Below are 26324 nucleotides of genomic sequence, written 5' to 3' on the forward strand. Positions count from 1 at the left end.
CGGCGCCCGTACGCGATCCGGACTGGATCGCCCACCGCACCTGGCCAGACAAGGGAGGCACCACGTGAGCACCGAGCAGCACGACGCCGACGCGTACGGCGAGGAGCTGGCCCGCATCAGCCACCACCAGCACGAGGCCACGGCGGCGCGGTTCACCGTCTTCCAGGCCCTGGCAGCCGCCGGGATCGGACACGAGCAGGCCGACGACATCGTGGCGAAGTTGGAGGCCGGAGCGGTGGCCGGCGCTCACACCTGGATCTCCGAGAGCAGCCCGCCGCACAAGTCCGAGCCGCGGTTCGAGGACGGCTGGTTCGCCGGGGTCCGCGACGTCGCCAGCTACCTGCTGCGCATTGCCGACACATCCGCCAAGGCGGGGCGCGGGCGCGCCGCCTCCAGCGCCATGCTGGTCACCCACCTCCAAGAGCCGGCCTCCCTTGCCCCGGAGGCGATGGCGGACGAACCGGCCCCGGGCCCGGCCTCGGTGCCGCCGCTGGAGGCGAAGGACGTCCTGGCGGCGGCGGAATGCTTCTCGTGGGCCGTGGCCGCGCCGGGGACGCGCCACTGGCCGGACGGGTCGGACTTCCTGGACGTCGCGCTGAGCGCGGTGGGCGACGAGGAACGCGCGGGGTACATCGAGCGCCTGGAGGCGTTCGTGGAGGAGCACCGCGACCGCCTGGAGGAGCTGCTGCGGGCGTACGGGCCGGGCAGCAGGCCCGCCTCGCACGGCCGGTACGCGCTGGTCGGTCAGCCCGAGACCCTGGTCATCCTGGAGCGGATGGAGACCGCGCCGTTCCTCCTGCGCGGCCGGTGGGAGAAGGAGCTGGAGACCGTCTTCCTGGACGACCTCGAGTTCGCGTGGGGGCCGCGCATCCGACTCAGCCGGTGAGCAGCCGGGAACGAGCAGCGGGGCCGGACAGGGTGATCCTGTCCGGCCCCGCTGTCGTCGGGTCAGCCGAAGTCGAGCGTGTCCTGGGCGAAGTCGGCCGGGGCCGGGGTGGGCGGGGGCGCCGGCGGTCCGTCCGGGCGGGCGGCCTCCCAGCGTTCGGCCAGCTCGTCCTTCCAGCCCTTCGGCGGGGGCCACGGCACGCCCCAGGCGGCGAGCTGGTCGCGCTTCCACCCGCCGGCGGGCGTGCGGGCGGCTTCGACCTCTTCGGGCGAGGGCAGGTCGGTCATGGTCAGCGGCCGCCCATGAGGAACAGTGACGACGCCGGGTTGGCGAGGCTCTTGCCCAGCTGCTCGCTGTCGGCCGCGACCGTCCGCAGTTCCGCGGCGGTCGTGGCCACCTCGGTCTTCGGGTCGCCCTGCTCGACCGTGACCTTGTCGCTCTTGGCCAGGAACTCCAGGACGTCGGCGGTCTGCTCGAATGCCTGCGGGAGGCGCTCGACCAACGACTTCAGCGCCTGGGTGGCCTCGGACAGCGCGGGCGCGGACAGGTCCTTCGCGTCGTCCAGCACCACGCGGTTGAACTCTTCGATCAGGTCTCGGGCCTGACGCGCCAACTTCGCTGGTTCGGTCTTCGCCGCCATGCGCTGCTCCTCGCCGCTGGAATGAAGCTCTCAGTGTCGCAGAGCGAGAACGACAGCACGCCCGCGTTGCCGGGCTTCATCGTGAACCTGGCGCGCCGCGGGTTCTCGCCCAGGGCTTCGGGATGGGTGGCTTCGCTCAGGTGCTCACCTCGGTGATGGTGTCCGCGATCAGGACGGGCAGGTGATTGATGGCGCGTTCCAGGAGCCGTTCGATCGGGACCGCGTGCTGGCTGTTGTCGACGCTGATGAGCGTGCCCCATTCTGCGGGTTGGTACCGGGCGAGCATGGACAGCGCGTACAGGACCGCCCACCAGGCCATCAGCGGGTGCAGCTCTCGCTTCATCGGCGGGTGGACAGGCAGGAAGTACCGGCCTCCGGCATAGCTGCGGGTCATGGCCCGCAGGTACTCCATCCGTTCGGCTCCGGTGGCCAGTCCGTCGAATCCTGTCCCCGCCCCCTGGGGCATCTGCCAGTTGATCGTCATTTCGCCCCAGCCGTGGATGTGGCGAGTGAATTCCGGGGGCGCCTTGGGCCCGGCGCCGGTGGTCACGTAGCTCTCGTGTCGAGCGACGGCCGGATACGAGGTCAGGAAGTCGGCCAGCGCCTCACGGGTGCCAGCGTCGATGACCCGGTCGGGGATGTTGCACACGTTGGCGGTCAGGAGGGAGTGCTCGTGCATGCCGACGCTGGCCTCATCGACGTACAGCGGGGTGAGCCGGTCCCTGGTGGTGAGCGGGTATCGGAGGTTCGGGGGCAGCAGGTCCCACACGTCTTCCAGGCGCAGCGGGTCCGTCTCCCATACCGGTGAGTCGAGTACCTCACTGACCTTAACGAAGCTGCCCTGGGTTCCGGGCGGATCGGTGCGTATCTCGATGTCAGGGAAGGACAGATGGAACCCCGTGGTCTTGATTCCGTGGGAGTCGAGGCGCCAGTCCTCGCCCTTGAGGGACCAGGCGGCGGCCGCGATGGCGCGGCCGGCCTGGCTGAGGCCGTAGAAGACCGGGACCGGGCGCGTGGCCGGGCCCACGACGGCGGCGGCCTGGAACAGCTGCTGAGCCTGCTCCAGGGCTGCCGAGTACGTCTTGCGGCGGGAGCCGGTGCTGGCTCTGGCCGGTGGAGCCGAGCGGCTGGCCCGCAGCCGCTCCCACGCCTGATCGGTGCCGAGATCGCTGTCCATGCCCAGGGACGCTACCCGGCTCCGAACAGCCCCCGCGGGGGATTTCTCCACTGCCGCATGGCCAGACGAAGTCGAGCTTGGTGCCTGTCTGGTGAAACATCCGCCTTCCTCAGACCCGTAACTCGCGCACATGCAAGGGGGCTCGGACCACACAGTCCGAGCCCTACGGCAAGTTCTCGCGAATCTGCGCGCGTGGTGCTGTCCGGTGTCTGCTGCGCAGCTCAAGGGGTGTGGTGGGGCATTTTCGCGAGGACGCGACACAAGCCCCTGCCTTGGCCGAGAGTCACGCCGTCCGAACGCGATCCACTGAATCGAGGAACTGCTGATGTGCCGTCACAACCGGACAGGGGCAATGCCGAAGCCATTTGCCGCTAGCGTGATAGAGCCACCCCGGCACGGGCTTACGGGCCCGAACGAGGGACGTGCTCCGGCCGAGCGCCGAGCCGATAGCCGACCGCGCGGCGACCACCCCCCGCGGACGACAGCTGCCGAGCTGTCCGCCACCGCAGAGTTCACGCACGCGCTGAAAGGCACTCGTATGTCCTCCACCACCGATCCCACGCCCCCGCCCGCACAGCCCCCCAGCCGCCGGCACCGGCTGATACGACGCCTCCGTACCTTCACGGCCTGGGCGCCGCGCGTCCTTCCGTTCCTCTTGATCGTTGCCGGCCTGACCATCGGCCTGTCAGGACCGACCGCCTTGGGCGCAGCCCTCATCGGAGCAGGGGCCATGAGCGGCAGTATCCAGATCACCGTCTACATCCGCCGGTGAGGGACTGAACAGCTCGGGGCCCGGTTCGCCGAACACAACCGGGCCCCGAGCCGCGACTGCGGCCGCTGGCCTGTCATCGCATCTGGTACGAGCGGCTGCGGTGCGGGGCGTGGGTGACGATCCCACGGTGTTCCAGGGCCTGCAGGTGGTAGGCGACCGTCGAGGTGGACAGGGCGACCGCGTCGGCGAGCTCCCGTATCGAGGGCGGGTAGCCGACGTCGTCGGTCAGCTCCCGCAGGGCCCGAGCGATCCGGCGCTGGCTCTCGGTGAGGTAGGCGGTCATCGCCGGGCCTCTGCGGGGTCCGGTTCCCAGGTCTGCTGCTTGAGCGCCATCCGGGCCGCCGGCGCCCGGCCTGGGACGGTCGCCCAGTACGGGTGCGTGGCGATCCGTACAGACAGGCGCTGCAGGGTGCGGCGCAGGACGGTGGTCTGGGAGGGGTTCTCCTCCTGGGCGAGCTGGCGGTAGGCGGTGTACCAGGCGCGCTGGGCCTGCAGGAGGTCGTCGGGGAAGTCGTAGGTGGACATCACCCACAGATTGCATCACATGTTCGAATTGCGGCGCAGCACACGCACGCGTGAACCTCGCCTGCCGTGGAAGCCGGGCAACGGTGCTCCCCATCACTTCCGACTTTGCCCACGTACAACATCGAGAAGGTCTGTCGGTGCAAGCCTGGACCCGTACAGCAGAACAACCGTAACCAGGCTGATGACACCAACGACTTGCGTGGCGGCCGCGTCCGATAGGCCGAGGACGGGCACCCCCACTGCCGCACCAATGACGACCGCACCGAGGACGACCAGACGCAGCCATTCTCGGTTGGCCGCCCGGGGCGCGTCGGTCAGGTCTTCAGGGTCCAACAGCGCAAGGACCCGGCCCTGCGCATAGCGCTCGGCGATCTTCGCCAGCATGCGGGCCATTTCGTCAAGCACCTGCCCTGTGTCCGGGGCCGTGTCCTGCCGTGCCTCTACCGCTCGGAGTGCGCCAACGACCTGTTCAGCATGCTCCTTGTACTGGGCTCGCTGCACGCCACGAATCGCCGCATGCCGGGTGCGCCACGCTGACCACACAATCTGTTCCACGTCGGCCAGATGCACCCGTGGAGCGTCCGTCAAATGGCCGCTGTTCACCGATCTCCGGTAGTGCTGACGAGCGGCTCCCACACGGGCCAGGCAGTTCACCAGAACCACGACTGGCCGGTTCCTCCGATTTGTCCCTACCTTCAGGCTCAACAGCGTCCGTATCAGGGTGAACCGTGGGGAGGGGGCAAGGTAGAGCGGCCCACCGGCATGTACCGGAGACACGGGGAGAAAGCGCAGGATTCCCGCAAAGGCCACCCGCAGTGCCAGCAGCGCCACCCCTGCCGCCGCAATCCACATTGCTGCGGTAACCGCTTCCACCGGCCGACTCCATGGATCAGCAAGCGCCGCTAGATAGGGAGCCGCCTTGTCCGCGACCGCCTCTCCAAGCTTCCGGAACGCCACGACCAAAGAAAGGAGGGGGTCCAGACCATCGTGCCGGTGGGCTCTGTCCTGGACCGACCCAAAGAGATGTCCGCCAGGGCCGCCCGGCCCGGCCGGTGCACCGCTCCTCTCCCACAGGCCCACCGTCGCCTTCATCAGTACGGCCATGATCGCGGCGAGGTTGATCGTCACAAGCAGAAAGACGAACGCCTTGACGATGTAGGTGGCGGCCTCAAACGGCATTGAGGAGTACCAGCCCTGTACTGAGGCCCGCACCGCACGCGAGTGGGGGAAGATCCGGTTGCCGTCCTGGCCAAACGGACGACGGGCCCACGCCAGGTGCCGTGAAGCCCGCCGCTTACTCCACTGCACGTAGCGGGCCACGATCTGGCGCACCACCCGGCCATAGACCCACCTTGCCGTAATTTCACACCGCTTTGCGAGCCATTTCAACAAGCCCAGCAGCAGGACTAGGGGGTACACCACCACGTTCAAGAGAAGGTCATAGAGGCGCAGCAGTGGGGATATGAGGACTGACCTCAGGCGTAATCGGTCACTGGGGTCGAGCTTTTCAACAATGCGCTGTCCTGTGGTGAGCAGCAAACGCCAGAGAAGCAGGGCAGCCATGACTCGGATCGGGACGGGCGTGTCCGACAGTGCTTCGAGCATTCAGCAAGTCTCACCGAAGTGTCCGACGCGCGAGGCGCGTTGATTCAAATTTCCGTTGCGCGCAACTCCGGACCTAGCTGGCCTCCCGCTCTGGCTACCTTCGGCAGGGGTAGCGCTCGTCGCCGTTCACCAGGCGGCGGAACACCCGGCCGAAACGGCCAGTGGGCTCGGCCATCTGGATACGGCACCCCGCGCAGTGCACTCCGTCAGCCGGCGGTGCTTCTTCTTCTCGCGGGTCGTACTCGAAGGGGCTGCTCTCCAGCGGCCCGTCGCACTCCTGGCACACCGGGTCGGGCTCCCTGGCGGCCTCGGCGGCGGCTTCCTGCGCCGCCCACCGATCCCTCTCCTCCTGGCGCTCGCGCTCGCGCCGCTGCTCCTCCTGCTCGCGCTGCTCCTTGCGGAGCTGGTCGCGCCGACGCTGGCGGCGCTTGAAGGCGCGCTCGTCGTCGGGGTTGTCCAGGGCGTCGGCGAGGGTCTGCCAGGTGGGGTGGCCGAAGCGGAACCAGACCGTGCCCAGCGGCCCGTGCTCGCGCAGCCGGTCCAGGGTGGTGACCAGGATCGGCACGGCACCGGTGTAGTCGGTGTAGCCGTCGCGTTCATCCGAGCCGTAGCTGGCGGCGAACGCGCAGTACCGACCGGCCCAGTACTCCTCGGACAGGCGCATGGCGTTGTTGATCCGGTTGTTCATCACGGCCGGACCGACCTGCTTGGTGAACACGATCGCCAGCGGCGGATATCCCTCCCGCCCCAGCGGGCCGTACAAGGTCTCCCACATCGGCACCAGCGCCCCCGCCTGCGCGCGGGAGTTCGGTGAGGGGCTGGGCGGCTTGACGGTGCGGCGGAAGAACTCGCGATAGCGGCTGGCCTTGTGGGCCAGGGCGACGGGGCTTTCGGTGCCGTTGTCGACCTCCACGAACATCACCGGCAGCCCGGCCTCGGGGGCGGTGAGGACCGCGTCGGCGCGGGGGCTGTTCTTGCCGGGGGTGGTGAGCGTGCCGGAGACCGGGAGCACCACCTCCGTCGCCCAGGAGCTGATCTGCCCGAGCCCCTGCGGGCGTTCCTGGGCGACCACGGGGATGGTGCCGGTGCCGTTGCCCGCTGGGGCGCTGGAGGGGGTGGTGGTGGCGGGCTGTGGCTGTTTGCGGGGTACGGGGCGGGTCGGCTCGGGCGGGGTCTGGAGGAACGCGGCGAGGGTGTCGGTGACCTTCACCGCGTGCTTCGCCCCCGAACGGGCGGCGCCGCGGGCGGTGCCGCCCATCTCCCGCACCGGCCGGTCCAGCACTGCAGCTGCGGCCTCCAGCCCGGGGCCGGTCAGGTTCCACAGCTTCTCGGAGACCAGGTTGCCGTTGGCGTTGGTGCGGCTGGCCGAGCCGAGCGACTCCACCAGGCCGTCTCGCCCGAGGTCGAGGCAGCCGTTGCGGACGGTCTGCGCGCTGGCTGTACCCGGGCACATCAGCTGCCTGATCTGCTCGGCGGTCGCCACCTTCACCACACCCAGCGCGGCAAGCACCATCTGCCGCGTCTTCGCCGTCGACCCGTACGGCCAGCGCTTCGTCCCGCCCACTGCCCCACCTCTCCCCCGCACCGGCCACATCCGGTACGTCCGCTCGGCCATGCGGCCACGAGCCCCGGCCCGAACCCGACGCCCACCCCCAACTCACTAACACCAACCACTGACAAGAAGGAGAGGAAGGAGGGTTGTCGAGGTGCCGCGCAGCCCTTGACCATGGGCTCTGACCTGCATTTTTATCCCCGCGCACCGGAGAGGACGGCGTAGGGGGGTTGATAGGGGAAACCGTAGGACGCACAGCAGGAGGCATGCCGAGCGCCCTTTCATCACCAGGGCTTACCGCCGGGCATGCCCGGCGGTAAGCAGTGCGGGTTCGCCAGCTGCCGCTTCCTCTGTCCACAGGCCGACGGCTGGAGTCTGCCGGGACGTCACCGTGATCGGCACGGCGACCTGAACATCGGAGTTGCCCCATGTCTCTTCTCGTCCCTTACCTGCCCCCACGGCTGGTGCAGCTGGGCTTCGACTATGTGCTGGCGGTAGAGGCCGGAGACGACGTGCAAGCGGCACAGCTCGGGTCGGAGGTCCAGCAGTTGCCGGGCCTGCTGCCGGCCATCGCGAAACTGATCGTCTTCCCTGTGACCGGCCTGTCCGATGACACCGATCCTTGTGCCGACTCCTTCGCCCTGGACGAGGTCGGCGTCCTCTACGTCATGGCGATACGCGGGTGGGCCACACATGCCCCCGCCGCCGCTGCACCGGGGATCGCCATGACGATCGCGCACTTCGTCGGCCAGATCCTCGCCGATGCACCGACAGACGTCCTCCAGGCTCTGCAGGCGCTACGCGATGAGGAAGTGGAGCGGGCCCGTGCGGTGGCGGCCTCCGTGGTGGCTCTGCACCGGTAGCCGCACCGGATGCATATCCGGGGTGCACCCGCCTTTTCCCCTTGACATGGGCCCTGGTCAAGGGGAAAAGCCGGGTGCGCACCGGGTGGATGCGCGGCATCGTCCCCGTCGATGCCGTCCACTCCCACACGATGTCGTGCAATTCCGGCCGGTGGACTCCACTCGGTGGGTGGATGCCAGCCATCGGGTGCATTCAGTGGCCAGCCTCCCGACCACGGTGCGCTCCGGGCTGCTGCGGGCGGTGCGCCTGCTGGTCGTCCTGGCGCACCGGGTGCGCTCCCTCGGCGTCGTCTGGTTCGGCGTGGCGGTCCGTGCGGGCGTGGGAGTCGACGGCTGCCTTGGTGATCGCGTCCTGGAGGAGGCGCAGGCGCTCGGCTGTGAGGTCGAGGGCCTCCACGTCGGTACGGGATTTCCTCAAGGCCCGCAGTGCCGTCAGGTCGACCGCCTCCTGGGGGTCGGCCTGCGGCTCCTGGTCGCCGTGCTCGGGTTCGGCGGCCGCGGGCGCGAGCAGTTGCTCGGGCATCGCCGCCTGCTGGTGCGCGACGACGTCGTAGGCCCGGCCCCGGGCGGCGACGGTGGGGCGTAGCTTCTCGCGGACCGCCGCGCCGGCGAGGACGGCCCGCTCGTAGCGCGGCGGGACGCGGGGTATCTCCCACTCCCCCGGCTCCAGGGCTGGATCGGCGGCGGGCGGGCGGCGGCCGGGTAGGTCGGCCAGGGACCAGCGGGCGGTGTAGAGGCGGTAGGCGGGCATCCGGCCGCGCAGCGTCTTCGGCTCGCTGATGTCGACGCAGTACGTGGCGAGCGCGGTGTCCACGATCTGCTCGTCCAGGTCCGGCTCGCGGCGGCGGCCGCGCAGGACGAGAGCGAGGTGACGGCGGGCTTCGGCGAGCAGGTGCCGGCGGTGGAAGCGGCCGCCGCCGTTCATCACGAACACCGTCGCGGCGACGTCGACGGCCGCCAGGCCGACGTCGACCACGGCGGCGACCCGGGCCCGGATCGCCGCCGCTGCGGCGCGGGCGTGCTCGAGGAGGGAGTTGATGACGTCGGCGGCGACCCCGGAGGTGAGGATCGCGCTCGCCTTCCACCACGCGCGCAGCTGCGCGAGGGGCCGGGCCTTGTGCTTCGGCGGGCGCGTCTTCTTCGCGGCGATCCGGTTCAGCTTGGCGCGGGCCCGCTCGGAGACCGCGGGCAGGAACCGCGGCTCACCGTCGTCGTCGGTGGCGGTGACGTACTCGCGCTCCAGCTCCGTCAGGCAGGCGGCGATCTGCTCGCTGCGCCGGGCGGTCCAGCCGATCAGCTCGTGCGGGACCCCGGCGACCTCCATCACCGGCCGGCGCCCGGCCGTGACGGTGCGCGGTTCGGAGGCCAGGCCCAGCGCCTCACATGCCTCCGCCATCACGAGTTCGTTGTAGAGCGTCGATGCAGCGACTGCGTTCTCGTACAGGGCCTCTGTGTGTACCGAGCCCCACGTGCCGTCCGGGCGGTGGGCTTTGACCGACAGCAGGAGGTGGTCGTGCAGCAGCGGCATCCCGGAGCGGGCCTCGTAGTGGCGGAAACGGGCGGCGACCAGGCCGTGCAAGGGGCGGGTGCGGTAGACGCCGCCGGCGCCGAAGCGGATGACGGCGGCGTCGTCTTCGATCCAGGCGAGCACGGTGGTGATGGCGCGCTCGTGGGCGCCCTCGATCGCCTTCCGTGTCTCCTCGTCCCCGAGGGCCCAGAGCAGGTTGAGGGTGGGCTGTGGGCGGAAGACCAGATCGACCCCGGTGACCTTCACCTGCCGCCCAAGGGCCCCGGCCCGGCGCGCGGCCGCGGGCATCTCGTCGGCCGCCAGCCGTTCGGCCTCGATCCGGTCGGCGTGCGGGTGCCGGCCCTCGCCGAAGAGGCTGCGCAGCTGTGCCTCGGTGACTTCGCCGTCGGCCGTCAGGCCGACGGCGGACAGGCCCCGGCCCATCCAGCGTCCTGCCGGGACACCGGCTTCTTCCTGGGCCTTGCGCAGCGGCTTGCGGGCCGGACGGCGGCTGTCGCCGACGACGACCTGGCGCAGGTAGTACCGGTACATCTGCCCCCGAGTGATCAACGCGATATCCATCACGCAGCCCACACCACACCGGTCTGAGCTGCACGAAAAGGGCGATCAGCGGCGCCTCCCGACAGGCGGGAGCAGGGGCCGAACCTTCTTACCGGGCGCCCGTCAGACGGGAAACGACCTCGGTCGGCCGGCCAGTGTCATCGCTCTCCAGCATCCACAACCACCACCACAGACACCCACCACCACACCACCACCGCCCACCGAAGAGCACCACCGCCTCCCCGAACTCCTTCAGCCCCCGGCAACCGCCGGGGGCTCCGTCGTGCTGCCGAAGGAGACCACCGTGCCCACCTTCGAGACACTCCCCCGCTTCACCACCGACCTCCAGCGCCTCACCCCCGAACAACGCCACGCCTTCCGCGTGGCCGTCACCGCTTTCGTCGACGACCTCCGCACGGGCGGCCCGTTCCGCGCCGGCCTCCGTATCAAGGGCGTTCGGCGCGCGTCCGGCATCTTCGAGCTCACCTGGGAGGGGAACGGGCGAGCCACGTGGCAGTACGGCCCGGAGATAGTTCGCGGCGAGCAGCACATCGTCTGGCGTCGCATCGGCACGCATTCGATCCTCACCGGCCCCTGACACACGGGTTCTTTGGCCCCCCGTTGCCCGCGGGCGCCCCGCACCGTACGGGGTGCCCGCGGGCCCGGCGAACAAGCGCCCCGAGGGGCGTTGGAGCTCAGCGTGTCGCCGTTTCGCCCATCTGCCAGTTGCATCCTTCCGTGCTCAGGTCACAAGCGGCGTCACGTCGCTCGGGGGGTGCTGGTTTCGCCCGAGCAGGGAGTCGGCTGGGGACGTCGGGCCGGTTGGCGGCCGCGTTGAGCAGGGTGCGGATTCTGCGGGCGAAGTTGGGTCCGGGCATGGGCAGTTCCATGTCGGGTTCGCGGAGGTACCCGACGGCGACGGCGGTGGGCATGTAGTCCATGAGTTCGGTGACCGCGGCGGTGCGGGGGCGTTGGGTGTGCTTGGAGAGGTGGCGCAGGACGCGCAGGATCGTGGTGGTGGAGGCGCTCGTGATGGGGGCGCTGGTGAAGTGGTCGGGGGTATCGGTTTGGGGTGGGGGCTGGACGTCGTCGGTCTGGTGGTGCCACCACTGGGCGGTGTCGTCTTCGCCGAGGGAGAGGTGGTGGAGGTAGAGGCAGTAGGCCGCGGCGGCTTGGCCGGCGCCGGCGGCGTACTGCCACCAGAAGCGGGCGCCGCCGTCGGTGTTGGTCAGCTGCAGGACGCAGGCGAGGATCAGCGCGCTGCGGGGTTCGGGCACCTGGTCGGTGACGAAGCCGGTGATGGCGGTGGCAGGGGTGTGCGTGACGAGGGTCTCGCACAGTGCGCGAAGGTCTTCGGCTGCGGCGTTGGGCATGGCGTCTGGCGTGGCCGATGCGGCGTCGAGGACGGTGTCCGGGTCGTCGTCGGGGTCGCAGTGCGCGACGACGTCGCGTGGTACGACGCGGTCAGGTACCAGCAGCGCCCGGGAAAGGATCTCTTGCAGAGGTGTCATGGGGTGGGTCCTCCGGTCTCGGGCGGTAGGCAGATGGCGCGCTCCAGGTAGCGGACGGCGTGGCGTTCGTCGGACAGTACGGCGGCGAGGGGGACGCCGAGGAGGGCGGAGGCGTGAGCGGGCGCGATGCCGCACAGGTGAAGCAGCACCATGACGTCGAGCTGGGCGTCGGGCAGTTTGCTGATGGCCTTGAACAGCTCCAGGCTCTCTGCCACTTGGCTCATGCGTTCGGTCTCGGAGGTTCGGCTCCGCAGGGCGACGGTGTCGAACACCGCGGGGCCGAGCTCGGGTCGGCCGTCCATGTGCGGTGTCTTGGACATGACGGTGGCGCGCAGGATGTTCCAGGCGTAGCGGCGGATGTCGGGGCTGGCGAGTGCGGCGTTCCAGTACAGCCAGAGGATGTCGAAGGTGCTGGCCACGGCGGCGTCGCGCGGGTCGTCGAAGAGGAAGACCTGGGCGTAGCGGCGGTAGTCCGTCTCCACCATCTGGCGAAGGGCGCCGTGCTCCAGGGGCGGCTTGCGGTTCGCGGTGGCCAGGGTGGTTTTCTCGGTGGAGCGGTCGATCCACTCGCGGGTCTTTTGGGCGTCGAGGGCTGCCTGTCGCCAGAGGCGGTACAGGGGCCAAGTGGGCATGCTCAGCTCGGTGGAGAGTCGGTAGATGACTTCCCACCGCGGGTACAGTCCCACGCCGCGCAGCAACTCGGAGAGTTTGGACTTGGCCAGCAGGACCCGGTCGCTGAGATGGCTGAGGGTTCGTCCGCTGGCGAAATAGCTTTCACGCATCGGACCCAGCCAGGCCCGGTGCGAGCTGCCCGCGCAGTCCGCGATCGGGCCGAGCTTGCGGCCGGGGCGTGCCTGCGCCGGCCCGGGGGCCGGCGCAGGTGACTCGAAGGGCATCGTCACGGGGCGGCGTCCTCCTTGTCGGATACCCCCACCGTGCCCTGCCCTGAAGTCGGCGCGTTCCGCGAGCGGGTCGTGCGAACGATCTGCTGCACGGTCAGCGCCAGAGCCGGGGCGAGCCAGGCGACGAAGGACACGTGGCCCATCGCCGCCATCACCACGCTCCACGCGAACACCACCGCGGTGACCAGCACCACCGTGGTCACTATCTTCCTGAGGTCCATCACATTCCTTGAGGTCGGCCGCGGCCATCCGGAGAACCGCGCGTCAGTGCGTCCTCAACAGGCGGGTGCCGAGCCGCCGTTGAAAGGGACCTCAGCATTCACGACACCCGCCAGTAACACCACGTGATCAAGAAATCACGGAACATTGCGGGTCGTGGAGTGTTCAGCGAACGCCATGAGATGACCGTTCCGGCGCACGAAAACGGCAGCCTGGCAGCGCTCCGGGTGGAAGTTCCCGATTTTCCTTGCAATCCCCCCGGCTACCCCCGTCAATGGATGCAGGACACCTTGGTGTCGGCCTTCCATCCGGAAGAGGCCCGCCCCGTGCCGAGTACGAAGGGGCAAGCCTGGCCGTTCCCGCCTGGCCGCTGTAGGAGGCCAGGCGGGAGCGGACGCGTCCCGAAGGACGCGATGAACGTAACTCAGGGCACTGACAACGCACCGGCGACGCCCAACCGCCGCGGCCCGCCCCTCCCGTACGGCTACGGTGCCAGCGTGAACGTCACCGTCACGTCCGCGCAGCCTGCGGCGACCGAGCGCAGGGCTTTGACCTCGGCGCGGTCGGCGCTCAGTTTCCAGCGGAGTTTCGCGGCGATCCAGTCGGTGGCGTAGGTGCAGGTGGCGTCTCTCGCCGGCGGCATCCACTCAGCCAGGTCTTTGTCGCCCTTGGTCCGATTGGGCCCCAGGCTGACCGCGACGAGACTGCGCTCCGCGCCCAGGTCGTTGGCGTACTGCTCACGGCGCTCCTGCGTCCACTTCGAGGCGCCGGAGTCCCACGCTTCGGCGAAGGGAACGATGTGGTCGATGTCGAGTGCCGGACCGTGACCGGTGACCGCATGGAAGGGCAACGTGTGCAGGAAGCCGTGCGCCGGCACGTCCGCAACAGCGCGTTCACGGAGGCAGAGAAGGTCATCTCGTTCGTGCTGTCCAATCCGCAGGTGCAGCAGGTGAGGGCACGGATCGAGGCGACAGAGACGCAGATTGGCAGGGAGTTGTGCGCCCGCCTCCAGCCGTTCCATGACCGCTACGAGCAGGCCGTACGCGACGGCGACGCGGCCCGGCTCACCCGGATCTGCCCGGGCAAACACGGTCGCTGGGGACTCATCTGCGTCCTGGACGAGGGTCACGAGACCTCGATGGAGGAACTGCACTGGGGCAACGACAGCGAGGGCCGGCCGATCGCGTGGGTGGGCAGCGCGCCCGACGACTGAGGACACCCTGCTGGACGACTTCGGGCTCGCGGGGGGAACCGCGCATCTGCCTCAGCCGGTGGGCAGCCGGGAACGAACAGCGGGGCCGAGCAGGGTGATCCTGTCAGGGCCCCGCTGTCATGGGCCAGCCGAAGTCGAGCGTCTCCTGTGCGAAGTCGGCCGGGGCCGAGCTGGGCGGGGGGCGACGGTGTGCCGTCCTGGCGTGCGCCCTGGAAGCGCTCGGTCAGCTCGTCCTTCCACCCCTTGGGCGGGGCCACGGGACACCCCAGACGGCGGGCTGGTCACGCTTCCAGCCGCCGGCGGGCGTCCGGGCGGCTTCGACCTCTTCGGGCGAGGGCAAGTCGGGCATGTCTAGCGACCGCCCACGAGGAACAGGGCCGAGGCGGGTTGGCGAGGCTCTTGGCCAGCTGCTCGCTGTCAGCCGCAGCGTTCCGCTGCTCTTCCTCGGCGGCAATGGTCTCGCGACGATCAGCTTCCAGAGCTGTTCTTGCAGCCTTCGCAAGATCAAGTTAGCTGCGACGGAAGGTTCCGTCGTCGTCGACGCCTTCGGCGTACCCGGAGAAGTCGGAGTGGGCGATGAAGAGGGTGGATGCCATTGTGGGGATCTGCTTGGGGATGATGCGGAAGGCGCGCCCTTCGTCGTCCTCGTCCAGGGAAACGGCGAGGAGCGGATGTTCCGGGTGGGTCAGGGTCATGCTGTCGGCGACAAAGAAGCAGTCCGGGCGTTTGTCCGGGGCGCTCGGCATAGCGGCGATCAGCTCGTCGACGCCGGCGCTGTCGCAGGCGGCATCTTCGTAGACCTCGATGGGGGTCGTGTCGTCCTTGGTGAGCACGGCCACGAGCGCGCGCCAGGCATCGGGGTGCTGAAAGTCGGTGAGGATGACGGGAATCTGCTGATCAACGTCGAGTTCGATCACGGGCATCCTTCGCCAGAGGTCTGCCGAGTGGCCGCCCCCTCCTGTAGGAAGGGGCGGCCGTCAGCTCAGATGCCTGAAACGCTACTTGATGATCGAGTAGAACGGGTCACCTGGAAGGATGCGGTTGGAGTCGTAGTACTTCTGGAGCTGCTTGCCGCCGTCCTGGTTGTGGGAGCGGGGGATCATCTTGCGGCTCTGGTTCGTGCCGATGATGCCGCCACCCTCCTTGGTGGAGGCGTAGGGGTACTCGTCGCACTCGTAGCCCTTGGGCCGCGGAAGGTGGGACGGGCAGGTCTTCTTGCGGTTTTTCTTGCCCTGCGCGGACGTGGTGCGGTGCAGCGGCTTTGCGTAGCCGGGCTTGCCCTGGAGGGTGCGCTCGGCGGTGTAGACGTGCTTGGCCATCGCGCCCCATTTGGGGTTAGCGCGGCTGATGGAGAAGTTCGTGACGATGCTTGAGTAGACGCAGCCGCGCTTGAGGCGGATGGACCGGTCGTTGTCGCAGCGCACGGTGCGCATGGCCGGGGCCGTGTCGATAGCCGGGGTGAAGCCGGGCGCGGTAGAGGTGACGATCAGGACCGGCTTGTGGTTGTCGGTGTGCTTACCGAAGCTGGAGATGGTGAACCTGAAGCGGGTGGTGTGTCCGCCAGAGACCCGCTTGGTCTGTGAGGCGGAGGGCTTGCAGGAGCGTGCACCCTTGCCGCAGGCGACCTTGACGTTCGTGGTGATGCCGCCCTTGGCGGCGCCGGTCGCCTTCTTGATGGTCACGCTGAAGGAGCGCTTCCACTGGTTGGACCGCGCGTTCAGCTTCTCCGACATGCTGTAGTTGCCGGTCATGAGTCCTACGAGCTTCTTGTTTCGGTAGAAGCCGATCTGCAGCGGGCCCTTCACCTGGCCGTAGGTGCGGGTGTACTTGGTGCTGCCCATGGCAGCGGGCCCGGCGGCGACCTTCACCTCCGCGGCGGCGACGGAATCGGCGGCCGGGGCCGCGGCAGTGAGACCGGAGACTATGAGAGCCGTGCTGGTGACCGCGAGGATGCCGGTTCGTAAGCGGGCTTTGAAGCGCACAGATTTTCCCCGTTCTTCTTGGTGTAGCGAGGAAGGCTCGTGAACGAAAGCGAGACGAAGCTACGCCTGGCCTCACTCCACACCGCGGCCTTCACACCCGAACGGCGAAATAGCATGTGTGAGTGCCCAATTCCCGTCACCCGCAGCAGAACCCACTATCCACACTCGAACAGAAATACACCCGGAATACCTGCGGGAAGGAACATCGCCTCATCCAGTCGAACACGTTGAAGACCGCGCGCCGGTTCACTGTTCCCAGGCTGGTGTCGGACCGACTGTACGCAGCGCTGCCCGGTCCCTGCGACACTACGGCCCACCATCACTGAACACCGACAACGAGGCTGGGCCCGGCGCCCGTTGAGGGCCCGGGGCCCGGTCGTGGTGAGCCAGCAGGCGGTCGCGTCGGTGTTTGCCGTGGGTGGAGTAGCGGAGGCAGGCGGACAGCGATGCAATCGGTCGGACCGAGAGCCACCCGCACGTCGCTTCCGGGCTTTTGGCGGCCGCCAGCCTTGGCCTCCTCGGCACGCTGGGCATAACAGGCACGCAGGTTCACGACTGGCTGAACCGAGATCAGGGCCTGCGCGGTGCAGCCGTGCCGGTAACCCTTCTCCTCCTCGGTGGCGTCGTCGCATGGTCGTTCTTCCTGCCCCACCGGACAGAGCGGCAACTGATGTCCGATGTCCCCGCCCTCTCCGCCGCCGGAATCGTCTGCTACGGCATCCACTGGGGCATGATCCCCACCGTCCACCCACAGACCACGGCATGGTGGATCTGGCACACGGCACTCGTGACGCTGCTGTGCTTGTCCCTGATCGCACTTCCCGCAGCGCTCGCTGGCCTGTTCAACCGTGGCGCGGAGATGCCTACGTGAGCCCCTCAGATGAGCCTGGGCTTCCTGGACGCCGACGCCCCAGGCGAGGCCCCCGGCGTTGCTGCGGGGCCCGGGCCGTTCATAGCCGGGTATGTGCGGCGGTCCCGTGGGGGAAGCCGGCTCAACTTGAGGCCGGGCCGGTCAGTTGAGGTCGGTAGCGCCGGTGGCGCCGCGCGGTCGGTTACGCGCCCACTTCTTGAGGTCGCCGACGCGGTAGAGGAATTCGGCACCGTCCGGTCCAGGAGCACAAGCTGAAGCACTTGCGGGAGCAGATCGGCCAGCTCAAGCAGCGCACCGGAGCCGGCCGCGGATCGACGAAGCCCCGTGTGCTGCACCACAGCGACAGGCACCACCGTCCCGGGCTCGCGATCGAGCCGCTGCTGATAACCGAGCATTGGCTTGGTCACGGCCCGGTTCGCTGCCCTGCCACTCGATCACCTTCCGGTCATTCAGTGCGATGACGCTGTCTTCGATGCCCATCCGTCGCAACGTGGTTCGGGATCGTCTGGCAGATGGCCGTCGTGTCGTGCCCAGTATGGCGAGAGAGGCCCCGCCGAGCGGGGCCTCTCGATGGAGCCGGTTGGGCTCCGGGTCACTCCCAGCTACTTGCACTCCGCCAGGTAGTGGTCGAAGGCATGATCCTTCGCCTTCCGTGCGATGCCGTCGGCGTACGCGTCCTTGTGCAGGACACCAGCCGCAAGCCGGGTGTCGTTCTTGACGTACTTCGTATTCGCACACGCCGCCACGACGATCCAGTCGGCATGCGTCCCTTGGTCGTGCCCGGTGCCATATCTGGCCTTGGCACCGGTGACCGGCTTCGACAAGTCGTAGGACACCATCGTGGAGGCCGGTGGCAGATTGCGCTCCACCTGATCGACGGTCTGGCCGACGAGCGACTCAACCGGCACCTGCTCGGGCTTCGCCGGCTCATCGTGCGTGCCGCATCCGCTCAACATCATCGCGGCCACAGCAGCGACTGCGATCACGGCACGCCCGGACGGTGCACTGTTCATACCTCGGCTACCGAAGCGGATCATTTGACCTTGCAACTAACCTTTGCAGGCGCGGGGTTGAAGGCGTGCTTCCACCCACTCGTGCCGGCTTTGTAGTCAATGGGAGTGGTGATGTGCTTCTCGATCTTGTACGTGTACCGGGTACCGATCGGGTAGGCAACGAGCGAGTGCCCCTTCTTCACCGGGGAACTGCAGATCACCGATACCGACTGCGTTTTGGCATCACTGATGTTCAAGCTGGCGGCGACACCGCCGCGGTCCAGACCGAAGCCGGCATCGATGGTGCGCGTCGCCGCTGCCGTCTTGTTGATCATGCAGGTCATGCCCTTTGTTTGCGCCGTGCAGCGCGCAATTTCGTTGTTCCGGTTCGTGTAGTTCCCCTTGTGCGACTTCTTGATGACCTTGCTGTATTTGCCCACTGCGGACTTGGTCGATGCGTCTGCCCCTGATGCCGACGAGGCGGACCGCGCGCCACCGACACTCGCGTGAGCGGCGGTTGCCCCCACGGTGACGGACAGAGCGAGTACGACTCCGGCTATATGCGTGGCGGAGCTCAAGCGCATGCGTTTCCCCCATAGATGATCATTAGTCACCAAGATCGTACTCTCTTGACCGGCGTGCTTTCCCTCGTGGTACGCAGTCTGGGACGACAAGAACAAGCAGCTCAGGGCCCGGTTAAGGAGCTGGAGACCAAGCAGGCGCACACCTGGAAGCGGACGACGCAGTGCCGAGCAACAGACACTGCTGACACTCTGACGTGACCTTCACGCTGATCGCTGCGTGCTGCTGGCGCACAGGCTCGGCCTGATGCGGGATCAGCACAGTTGGCGGCGTTGCCCTGAGTTGACAAGGGCGGCAGGCTGGGCGGACGTCTCGGTGCGCGGATGGCCGATCGAGCAGGGAGCCGTGCAACCTGGGTGAGGCGTCGCTCTGTTCCCGATCCGTCGGAGTGAACGCTGCAGAGAGGCACCGGCGCGGCTCCGCAGCCGGTCGCCGCACACCATGCCAGGGCATCGTGCGCGGGGCCAGGACGCGGCAGAGCCAGTCAGAGCGTGGGCTCCAGGTCGGCTGAGGGACCCGTCCGGCACGGGCCTACGGGCCCGAACGAGGGACGTGCTCCGGCCGAGCGCCGAGTAAACAGCCGACCGCGCGGCCCCCCGGACGACAGCCACCGAGCTGTCCGAATCCGCAGAACATACCTCCGCGCCGGAAGGCACATATATGTCCCTCAGCGCCCGTACCACTCCCCCGCCCGCGCAGCCCCCCAGCCGCCGGGGCCAACTGATACGACGCCTCCGCGTGTTCAAAGCCCGCATCCGAGCTGCCACATGGCGCAACGTGTGTCGGCTGGGGGTCCAGCTCAGCAACGGCGCCGTGTACACCACCGGCGCGTTCCTCGTTGTCGGCCTTGCCACGTACGTTGCTGGGCTGCCCCTCCGCGACATTATCGACATCCTCAAGCCGTGAGCGGTGGCAACATCCGCAGCACAGAGATGTCCTCGCCTTGGGGTACCTGGAGTCGCAGCGTTCTACGGTGCCGGCGTGAACGTCACCGTCGCGTCCCTGCACCCCGTGGCGACCGTGCGCAACGCCTTGACCTCGGCACGGTCAGCAGTCAGCTGCCACCGCAGCTTCGCTGCCACCCAGTCGGTGGCGTAGGTGCAGGTGGCGTCTTTCGCCGGCGGCATCCACTCGGCCGGGTCCTTGTCGCCCTTGGTCCGGTTGGGCCCCAGGCTGACCGCGACGAGACTGCGCTCCGCGCCCAGGTCGTTGGCGTACTGCTCGCGGCGCTCCGGCGTCCACTTCGAGGCGCCGGAGTCCCACGCTTCGGCGAGGGGCACGACGTGGTCGATGTCGAGTTTGCGGGCGTCGGTGACGGTCTTGTCGTCGTAGTACGAGCGCCAGCTGCCGCCGGTCAGCTTGCAGTTCTTGCCCTGCCGTGGCTTCTTCACCGCTTCGGCCAGGAGGACTTCCTTACGGGTGTCGCAGCCGTCGTGGTCCGCGTCGGTCCACAGCCGGAACTTGTCGCGCTCGTAACCGGCCCGGGCCTCGCGGGACACGTTCAGTCGCCCTATCGCGTCCGTGAGACGAAGGCTGCCGTTCTTGCCGCCGGAGGGCGAGGAGCTCGGGTCCGCCGACGCCGGCTTCGCGTCCTCGTGGGAAACACCGGGAGTGCACGCGACCGCGGACAGGACCAACAACGGGCACACCAGAGCAGTCAAGCGACGCACGGAAAACATAGGGCTCCCAGGTGAGATGAGTACGTCAGCTTCATGGGTCTACCCAAAGGCGCCTTCGCGTCACGGCCGCACTCCGGTGGTGCTTCTCTCTGAGCCACATCCGGGTGACTTCCGCAGTCGAGGCGAACTCTCGGAGCGGCGAGGACCGTCTGTGTAGTCATGAAGATCTCTGAAGAGCACCTGAGCGAGCCGGGCCTGGTCGTCATCGACATCACCGCGGTAGACGAAGCAACCGCCACCGAGGCTGCGACCTCGCTCGGCGGGATCTGGCTCTCCAGCGGACCCTCCTCACCCTGGCGCACGCCGGGCCGGGCCGGCGTCACCGTCCGCGCCTACGCTGACCTGCGCCGAACTCCCCTGACCACCGGCGGTCTCGACCCCACCAGCGGCTGAAACTACTCGCTGCGCCTACCGAGCCGTCACACGAAACCGGCGCCGGCATGTTTCATCTCGCGGTGCGGCTTCCCACTATCCGAGTGCAGATCTACCGGCGCAGGAATGATCGATGGCGCCCGTGGCCTCGGGGTTTCGCAGGTGTGAGCTCAGCTGGTTCTGTCGAGTTTGTAGTCGTAGTAGTCGGTCGGTCCGGTGAGGACGGCCTGGAAGTAGAGCGGTTCGCCGTCTGTGTCGAGCGGTACCTCGTGTCCGGCTGTGCGGGTGAAGCCGAGCGAGAGGCGGGGCACCACCCAGTAGCTGGGCTCGTCGTGCAGGAAGGTGAAACCCATGTCTTCGATCTGCCGGATCAGCTGGAGGGCCGGGGTGCGGAAGACGTCGATGCCACGGAAGCGGACCGTGATCTCCTCAGGGCCGGGGCGAGGGATCCACAGTTCGGCGTACTCGAGGGTTTTGGCGTCTTCCATGACGAAGTTGATCTCGAACTGGGGGTGCAGAGTGAGGATCCGCATGGGGTGGAAGAAGTCCGGGGCGTCCTCGTCCCGGACTTTGATCTCGCCCAGTTCCGCGGCTGCCGCTTTGACGGCTTCGGCAGGCATGCCCAGGGGAAAGCCTGTGATGCCGTTCGGCGGGTCCAGTTCGATTTCCATGGTCGTCATTGTAGGAGGCAGGTCCTGATCTTCCAGCCGTTGTCTGCCAGGTACTTTTGGAACTTGCGGTTGTGCGGCAGGGAGTCGACCATCTCTTTGATGGCTGCGTCGTACTTGGTGCCGTGCTTCCTTCGGATCTCGTCGATGTCCTTCTTCATTGCCTCATCGAACTTGCCCTGCCTGATAAGGGCCTCTTGGTCCCTTCGCCACTTGTCGTTGATCTTGCCGGATCCGGTGCTGATGAAGTCGCGGTGATCGTCGTACTCCATGCGGATGGCGGGCCCGGTGGACTCCTTGAGGTCGGTGGGGAGTCCGAGGTTGAGGTAGCAGTCCTTGGCCGGGAGATGGTTGATCTCGTAGCGGGTGTTGTCGCTTCCGTCGGTCCAGTTGGCGGGCTGAAGCTTGCCGTACCAGCCCCCCATCCCCGAGGGCTGCTTTGCCAGACCGAGGGGGTCGATCCAGTACAGGGGGTTGGGAACGTAGGCATGCGGGTTGGGGCCGGCCTGCACGCCGAGAGGGTCGGTGCTCAGGTAGCGCCCGGTGGCCGGGTCGTAGTAGCGGTAGAGGTTGTACTCGAGGCCCGTCTCGTCATCGTGGTACTGCCCGGGCCTGCCCAGGGGGCACGCCCGGGGGGCACCGCGCCCCGCTCCCCATAGGTCTTCCTCAGCGGTCCATACGATGCGCCCGTCCGTGGTGACCAGTTCGCTGGGAGTGTCGGCGAGGTCGGTGACGATGGCGAAGAAGCGCTCATCGACGTCGCTGTGGGCGTTGTCCGCGTCCGTGGCCCATGTGCGCTCGGTTTGCGAAAGGGGCTTCCACGAGCCAGGTTCCCAATCCCAGGTGACCGTGCGGCGATTTCCGTCGTCGTCTGTGCTGAACTGTTCGATCAGCTTTGCGCCTTCCCAGGTGAAGGCGACGGTCTCGACGGCGATGGTCTGGCCGTCGCGCTGTGCGAGACGGCGCTTGGCTATTCGACGGCCCAGCGGGTCGTAGTCGTAGACCCATGAGCCGCGGCTGGGGGTGTCGACCCTGACCAGCCGGTCCTCTGGGCCCCACCAGTAGCGCCATTCCCGGCGTTTCCCGGACAGGGTGCGCACCAGCATGCGCACCAGGCGGCCCTGGTCGTCGTAGTCGTAGGAGGTGCGTCCCGCAGTGCGCAGCAGCGATCCGGTGTAGGCGCGTTCGCCGGCGGTCGTGGCGTCGGGCTCGCGGGTGTCGTGTGCCTGTGTGATGTTGCCGAGGGCGTCGTAGGCGTAGGTCTCGGTCCAGTTGTCGGCCGTGACGCGGGTGATGCGGCCTGCGGGGGTCAGCTCGAATTGGCGGCGGCCGCGGCGGCGGTCGGTGACCGTACTGGGCAGGCCGTCGGTGCGGTAGGCGTAGGTGCGTTCCTGGATGCTGGTGTAGGCCTGATCGGCGGATTGCGTGGTGTGGTCGAAGGCCCAGAGGGACTGGGCACTCAGACGGTGGCAGGCGTCCCAGGTCTGGGTGAGGGCTGCGCCGTTGCCGAGGAAGCGGGTGGTTTCCTGTCCGGCGGGGTCGTAGGCGAAGGCCAGGGAGCCGAGGGTGCCAGCGAGGTGGGTGGGCTGGTTGTTGGCGTCGTAGGACCAGTTTGAGGTGATGCCGGTGGGGGTGGTGCGGCTGGTGCGGCGGCCGAGCTGGTCGTAGGTGTAGGTGGTGGAGCGTCCGTTGACGGTCTCGGTCAGGACGCGGCCGAGTTTGTCGTAGTCGTAGTGCAGGGCTATGCCGTGGCTTGCGATCTGCTTGAGCAGGCCGCGTGTGTCGTAGCTGAGGGTGGTTGTCGAGCCGTCGGGGTTGCGGCGCTCGACGAGCTGGCCGAGGACGTCGTAGGCGAAGGTGGTGGTGCGGTCGGCTGTGTCGGTGGTTTCCAGGAGTTGGTCGGCGCCGTCGAGGCGGTAGGTGAGGCCGTTGCCGTTGAAGTCTGATTCGCCGACGAGGTGTCCGGCTTTGTCGTAACGGTAGTTCCAGGTGGCGCCGTTGGTGCTGACCGAGAGGAGCCGTTGCTCAGTGTCGTAGGTGAAGTGCTGTTCTTCGCCGTCGGGAAGGGTGCGCCCCGTTAGCCGGCTGAAGGGGCCGATGGTGAAGCGGGTGAGCGCTCCGGCTTGGTCGCGCTGCTCGGTGACGTTGCCTTCGGGGTCGTAGGTCCAGATCTCGGTGGTGCCGTCGGGGTGGTGGCGTTCGGTGATCTCGCCTTCGGTGCGCCGTGTGAGGCGGGTGGTGGCTCCGAGTGGGTCGGTGAAGGCAATGGTGCGGCCGAAGGCGTCGTAGGTGAGGCGGGCGGTGTTGCCCAAGGCATCGGTGACGGCGGTGATCAGACCTGCGGTGTTGGTTTCGAGGTGCCGCCTCTGGCCGAGGGCGTCGGTGACCGTTGTCAGGCGGCCCTGGGGGTCGTACTGGCGGTGCGTGCGGGCGCCGGTGGCGTCGGTGGTGGTGAGCAGGTTGCCGTTGCGGTCGTAGGTGAAAGTGGCGACCTGCTCGCCGTCCTGTCGGATGGCTGAGACCTGGCGGAGTTCGGTGTAGTCGAGTTCGACAGTGCCGCCGGCGGGGTCGGTGATGCGGACCGGATCGCCGTGCTTGTTGAGGTCGAAACCGGTGGTCCGGTTGATCTCGTCGGTACGGGAGACGATGCGGCCCAGGGCGTCGTAGCCGGTGTAGGTGGTGTGGCCGAGCGGGTCGACGGTTGTGGTGACGCGGTGCTGGTCGTCGTAGTGGTATTCGGTGGGGTGGCCGAGGCTGTCGGTGACGGTGGTTATTCGGTGGGTGGGGTCGTAGTGGAACTGGGCGGAGAGTTCCCCGTTCTCCCCTATGCCGCGGATGACCCGGCCGCTCTCGTCGTAGACGTAGGTGTAGGTCTGGCCGTTGCGGTCGGTCCAGGCGGTGATGCGGTCGGCGTCGTCGTATTCGTACTCGTAGGGCAGGCCGGAGGAGTTCACGATTCCGGCCAGGCGGCCGTCTGGGTAGTACTCGTAGCCGACGATTGTGATGCCAGGGTTGGTTCCTGTGCTGTTGAGGAGCCGCAGACCCTCGATGCGCAGGCCGTCCGAGGTGGGGATGGTGTCGACGGCGATCCGGTAGCCGCCGCTGTGACGCACCTCTGTCGGCGCCCCCGTCTCGTTGCGGACGAAGGTGATGCAGTGGCCGTTGCGGTCGGTGATCTCGGTGATCGCGCGGGTGGTGCGCTCCAGGCCGGCCACTGTTCCCGAGGCGGCGAAGTGGCGGGTCCAGCCGCGGTCGGGGTCCTCGATACGGACGGTGTCGGTGTGCCGGTCCCAGGTGAGCGGCCAGCGTGCACCTGTCTCGGGGTGGACTTGTTCGCCGGTGTGGGTGGGCAGCGGGTAGTGCAGGATCTGTGCGTCGTCGCCGGCGTAGTGGATGCCTTTGGTGTCGATCTCGATGCGCTGGTCGATGGTGGAGGACCAGCCCGGACCGTGCAGGCGGCCTGCCGTGTAGGCGGATGCGTAGGCGCGGCGTAGGACCAGGGGCAGCAGTCCGGGGAGCTCCAGGTCTCGGGCGTTGGTGATCATCTGGCCGGAGACCACATCGACCGGGTCGCCGGCGGTGTGGCAGCCGATGTTGCCGTTCGAGGGCTGGCCGCTCTTGCTCGGTTCCGCGAGGGACGGATTCCCCTTGCCCGGTCGGCCAGGGCCCTTGCCCGCAGAGTTGAGGGAGGTGTGGGGGGCCTTCGGGTCGGACTTGCCGCCCTTGCCGAGACCGGCGAAGTGATCAGATAGCGCGCGGTCATTGTCGTGATGGTTCTTGGCCATCTGTTTGACGCCGCGGGTCATGTTGTCGTCGAGGTGTTTGGCGGTCTTCTTCACGCCGTCCTCGATGCCGTCGATGACCTTGTCGAGCATCGCGTTCGCCGCATCCGCAATGGCGTCCTTGCCACGGGTGCGGCCGTGGTGGCTCCTGGCCCGGCCGATCTTCCCGCCAGCCTTGTTGCGGAACGTGCCGCCGGCGCTCTGCAATCCGGTTACTGCACGATCGTGCTCGTCCGGGTCGAAGTTGAACCCGCCTGCGGCGCCGGCTCCTCCCTCGCCACCACTACGACCGCCGGCGCTGAGGAGTTCCATCGGGTTCCCGGCAGCCGATTTCGCAGCGTCCTTGGCGCTCTGCACGCCCTGGTTGAAGCCTTCCTTGCCTGCGTTGGCCGTCCGGTTCAGGTCCACGCCGTCCTGGACACCCAGTGCATTAGCGCCAAGTTGGACTACGAGGTCACCGACCATCGCCCCCAGGGCTTCCTCGACAGGCGTCAGCGCGATACTGATGACCTGTTCGGCGACCTGCTGACAGACCTCTTTGAACAGCCGCTTCACGATCACGCGAGTGGCCTGGGTCGCAGCCAGCGCGCCGACCTCGGACAGCCCAAGGGTGAAGGGCGCTGCCGCCTGAGCGGCAATCACCTCGGCAGCGAGAATGCCCAGTTGGACCAGCGCCCCGGCCTTGGCACCCTCGATGAGCACCGCGACGCCGTCCAACGCCGTGGCCGCCATACGGCCGCACTCACCCAGATTCTTAAGATGCGTGCCGTTGATCTTGCTCCAGTGAGCGTTGAGCGCCTCCACGGCCAGCGAACCGCCCGCCGAGCCCACCAGGCCCTGGACAGCCTGATGCGCCTCGTTCGCGCCTTCGTCAATGTCATCGGCGAACTCCCGCATGGCCGTCGCCATCTCGCGGTAGTCGTCCTCGTCGACGTTGGGCCAGGAGACCCCGATGAGGTCGAGAACCTCGTCTGCCCACCCAGGCAGCACAACACCCATGAAAACATCCCCCGTACCGATGATCAGGTGATCACACGCTCTCACCTGGGCAGATGGTTCCTCAAGGCGGAATCAAGTCGGCCGTTCCTCTCTTCACGGTGCCGTGAGCCTTCGTCCCTCGCCCGGCCGCTCTGGCCAGTGCGTCGTTCCGCCGTCACAGGTACGCGAGCGAGCAGTGGTGCGGCCTTGGCAAGGTCGCCCAGGTCTACGTCTGCTCCTGGATTTCGCAGATGTGTCAGGAGCGCACACGACCGCGGACGCCGTCAGCGCAGCTGGCGCCAGGTCGCCTCGACCACGGTTTCCGTACTCATGTCGTCGATCATGGGGAGCAGTCCGTACCTGAGCAACCCTCGGTGGTCAGCGCGAGTGTCTTCATGAATGCGCCTGCGCGTCACCGTCAATCTCCGGTGGTGATTCTCTCTGAGCCACGTCCGGGTGACTTCCGCCGTCGCGGCGAACCCTCC

Annotated in this window: 26 protein-coding genes; 7 read left to right on the top strand and 19 right to left on the bottom strand. The window is 68.0% G+C overall.

All coding sequences use genetic code 11. The annotated features are described in order from the left end of the window. Positions 1-64: 64 nt before the first annotated feature. Positions 65-886, top strand: a complete 822-nt coding sequence (locus tag ACGFN2_RS26785) for a hypothetical protein (protein ID WP_393364674.1) — start codon at positions 65-67, stop codon at positions 884-886. A gap of 62 nt (positions 887-948) precedes the next feature. Here the strand turns inward: ACGFN2_RS26785 and ACGFN2_RS26790 are convergent, their stop codons facing one another. The 3 genes from ACGFN2_RS26790 to ACGFN2_RS26800 all read right to left on the bottom strand — a co-directional run bounded on the left by ACGFN2_RS26790 (position 949) and on the right by ACGFN2_RS26800 (position 2703). After that, entirely contained in the window at positions 949-1173 is a 225-nt protein-coding gene (locus tag ACGFN2_RS26790) for a hypothetical protein (protein WP_393364677.1), read from the bottom strand. Between the two features lie 2 nt (positions 1174-1175). After that, entirely contained in the window at positions 1176-1526 is a 351-nt protein-coding gene (locus ACGFN2_RS26795) for a hypothetical protein (RefSeq protein WP_393364680.1), read from the bottom strand. Between the two features lie 136 nt (positions 1527-1662). Beyond that, the gene (locus tag ACGFN2_RS26800) at positions 1663-2703 is read right to left on the bottom strand and encodes a YaaC family protein (protein ID WP_393364683.1); all 1041 of its coding nucleotides are present in this window, start codon (positions 2701-2703) and stop codon (positions 1663-1665) included. Between the two features lie 538 nt (positions 2704-3241). Here ACGFN2_RS26800 and ACGFN2_RS26805 point away from each other — a divergent pair. Next, positions 3242-3475, top strand: a complete 234-nt coding sequence (locus tag ACGFN2_RS26805; RefSeq protein ID WP_393364686.1) for a hypothetical protein — start codon at positions 3242-3244, stop codon at positions 3473-3475. Between the two features lie 73 nt (positions 3476-3548). Here ACGFN2_RS26805 and ACGFN2_RS26810 read toward each other — a convergent pair whose 3' ends face one another. The 4 genes from ACGFN2_RS26810 to ACGFN2_RS26825 all read right to left on the bottom strand — a co-directional run bounded on the left by ACGFN2_RS26810 (position 3549) and on the right by ACGFN2_RS26825 (position 7169). Then, positions 3549-3758, bottom strand: coding sequence for a LexA family protein (locus ACGFN2_RS26810; protein ID WP_393364689.1), 210 nt, complete (start codon positions 3756-3758; stop codon positions 3549-3551). Continuing rightward, positions 3755-4000 (bottom strand): hypothetical protein, encoded by a 246-nt coding sequence (locus ACGFN2_RS26815; protein WP_393364692.1) that lies wholly within the window; start codon positions 3998-4000, stop codon positions 3755-3757. Before ACGFN2_RS26815 ends, ACGFN2_RS26810 begins: the two co-directional genes overlap by 4 nt. Positions 4001-4093: 93 nt before the next feature. After that, a complete protein-coding gene (locus ACGFN2_RS26820) occupies positions 4094-5605 on the bottom strand; it encodes a hypothetical protein (RefSeq protein ID WP_393364695.1) in 1512 nt (503 codons plus the stop codon). A gap of 94 nt (positions 5606-5699) precedes the next feature. Further along, positions 5700-7169 (bottom strand): replication-relaxation family protein, encoded by a 1470-nt coding sequence (locus ACGFN2_RS26825; RefSeq protein WP_393364698.1) that lies wholly within the window; start codon positions 7167-7169, stop codon positions 5700-5702. Between the two features lie 416 nt (positions 7170-7585). On the opposite strand from ACGFN2_RS26825, the gene ACGFN2_RS26830 reads away from it, so the two are divergent. Beyond that, positions 7586-8020 (top strand): hypothetical protein, encoded by a 435-nt coding sequence (locus ACGFN2_RS26830; RefSeq protein ID WP_393364701.1) that lies wholly within the window; start codon positions 7586-7588, stop codon positions 8018-8020. 193 nt (positions 8021-8213) lie between these two features. On the opposite strand, the gene mobF is transcribed toward ACGFN2_RS26830, so the two are convergent. Further along, on the bottom strand, positions 8214-10109 hold the full coding sequence (mobF, locus tag ACGFN2_RS26835; RefSeq protein ID WP_393364704.1) for a MobF family relaxase: 1896 nt from the start codon (positions 10107-10109) through the stop codon (positions 8214-8216). Between the two features lie 283 nt (positions 10110-10392). Between mobF and ACGFN2_RS26840 the strand changes: the two genes are divergently transcribed. Then, positions 10393-10686: a hypothetical protein gene (locus tag ACGFN2_RS26840; protein WP_393364707.1), complete on the top strand. Its 294-nt coding sequence runs from the start codon at positions 10393-10395 to the stop codon at positions 10684-10686. A 97-nt stretch (positions 10687-10783) separates the two neighbouring features. On the opposite strand, the gene ACGFN2_RS26845 is transcribed toward ACGFN2_RS26840, so the two are convergent. From ACGFN2_RS26845 to ACGFN2_RS26860, 4 genes are all read right to left on the bottom strand, one after another. Next, the gene (locus ACGFN2_RS26845; protein ID WP_393364710.1) at positions 10784-11599 is read right to left on the bottom strand and encodes a hypothetical protein; all 816 of its coding nucleotides are present in this window, start codon (positions 11597-11599) and stop codon (positions 10784-10786) included. After that, on the bottom strand, positions 11596-12495 hold the full coding sequence (locus ACGFN2_RS26850) for a sigma-70 family RNA polymerase sigma factor (protein WP_393365085.1): 900 nt from the start codon (positions 12493-12495) through the stop codon (positions 11596-11598). The genes ACGFN2_RS26845 and ACGFN2_RS26850 overlap by 4 nt, the downstream gene beginning before the upstream one ends. A 2-nt stretch (positions 12496-12497) precedes the next feature. Next, positions 12498-12722: a hypothetical protein gene (locus tag ACGFN2_RS26855; protein WP_393364713.1), complete on the bottom strand. Its 225-nt coding sequence runs from the start codon at positions 12720-12722 to the stop codon at positions 12498-12500. A gap of 482 nt (positions 12723-13204) precedes the next feature. After that, on the bottom strand, positions 13205-13570 hold the full coding sequence (locus ACGFN2_RS26860) for an HNH endonuclease family protein (RefSeq protein WP_393364716.1): 366 nt from the start codon (positions 13568-13570) through the stop codon (positions 13205-13207). A 3-nt stretch (positions 13571-13573) separates the two neighbouring features. Here ACGFN2_RS26860 and ACGFN2_RS26865 point away from each other — a divergent pair, with 3 nt between their 5' ends. Next, positions 13574-13933, top strand: a complete 360-nt coding sequence (locus ACGFN2_RS26865; RefSeq protein ID WP_393364719.1) for a hypothetical protein — start codon at positions 13574-13576, stop codon at positions 13931-13933. 509 nt (positions 13934-14442) lie between these two features. Here the strand turns inward: ACGFN2_RS26865 and ACGFN2_RS26870 are convergent. Further along, on the bottom strand, positions 14443-14850 hold the full coding sequence (locus tag ACGFN2_RS26870) for a DUF6924 domain-containing protein (protein ID WP_393364722.1): 408 nt from the start codon (positions 14848-14850) through the stop codon (positions 14443-14445). A gap of 81 nt (positions 14851-14931) precedes the next feature. Then, positions 14932-15915, bottom strand: coding sequence for a NucA/NucB deoxyribonuclease domain-containing protein (locus ACGFN2_RS26875; protein ID WP_393364725.1), 984 nt, complete (start codon positions 15913-15915; stop codon positions 14932-14934). Between the two features lie 493 nt (positions 15916-16408). Here ACGFN2_RS26875 and ACGFN2_RS26880 point away from each other — a divergent pair, with 493 nt between their 5' ends. After that, entirely contained in the window at positions 16409-16786 is a 378-nt protein-coding gene (locus ACGFN2_RS26880) for a hypothetical protein (RefSeq protein WP_393364728.1), read from the top strand. A gap of 602 nt (positions 16787-17388) precedes the next feature. Here the strand turns inward: ACGFN2_RS26880 and ACGFN2_RS26885 are convergent. From ACGFN2_RS26885 to ACGFN2_RS26895, 3 genes are all read right to left on the bottom strand, one after another. Further along, positions 17389-17745 (bottom strand): hypothetical protein, encoded by a 357-nt coding sequence (locus tag ACGFN2_RS26885; RefSeq protein WP_393364731.1) that lies wholly within the window; start codon positions 17743-17745, stop codon positions 17389-17391. Positions 17746-17819: 74 nt separating this feature from the next. Then, on the bottom strand, positions 17820-18218 hold the full coding sequence (locus ACGFN2_RS26890; protein WP_393364734.1) for a hypothetical protein: 399 nt from the start codon (positions 18216-18218) through the stop codon (positions 17820-17822). Positions 18219-19328: 1110 nt separating this feature from the next. Then, complete coding sequence (locus ACGFN2_RS26895) at positions 19329-20039, bottom strand: HNH endonuclease family protein (RefSeq protein WP_393364737.1); 711 nt, start codon at positions 20037-20039, stop codon at positions 19329-19331. Between the two features lie 159 nt (positions 20040-20198). Here ACGFN2_RS26895 and ACGFN2_RS26900 point away from each other — a divergent pair, with 159 nt between their 5' ends. Next, complete coding sequence (locus tag ACGFN2_RS26900; protein ID WP_393364740.1) at positions 20199-20432, top strand: DUF6207 family protein; 234 nt, start codon at positions 20199-20201, stop codon at positions 20430-20432. A 149-nt stretch (positions 20433-20581) separates the two neighbouring features. Here ACGFN2_RS26900 and ACGFN2_RS26905 read toward each other — a convergent pair whose 3' ends face one another. Continuing rightward, a complete protein-coding gene (locus tag ACGFN2_RS26905; RefSeq protein WP_208679257.1) occupies positions 20582-21082 on the bottom strand; it encodes a hypothetical protein in 501 nt (166 codons plus the stop codon). A gap of 5 nt (positions 21083-21087) precedes the next feature. Beyond that, complete coding sequence (locus ACGFN2_RS26910) at positions 21088-25860, bottom strand: DUF6531 domain-containing protein (protein ID WP_393364744.1); 4773 nt, start codon at positions 25858-25860, stop codon at positions 21088-21090. Positions 25861-26324 lie beyond the last annotated feature (464 nt).

The sequence above is a fragment of the Streptomyces sp. NPDC048612 genome (assembly GCF_043199295.1).
Classification (GTDB): domain Bacteria; phylum Actinomycetota; class Actinomycetes; order Streptomycetales; family Streptomycetaceae; genus Streptomyces.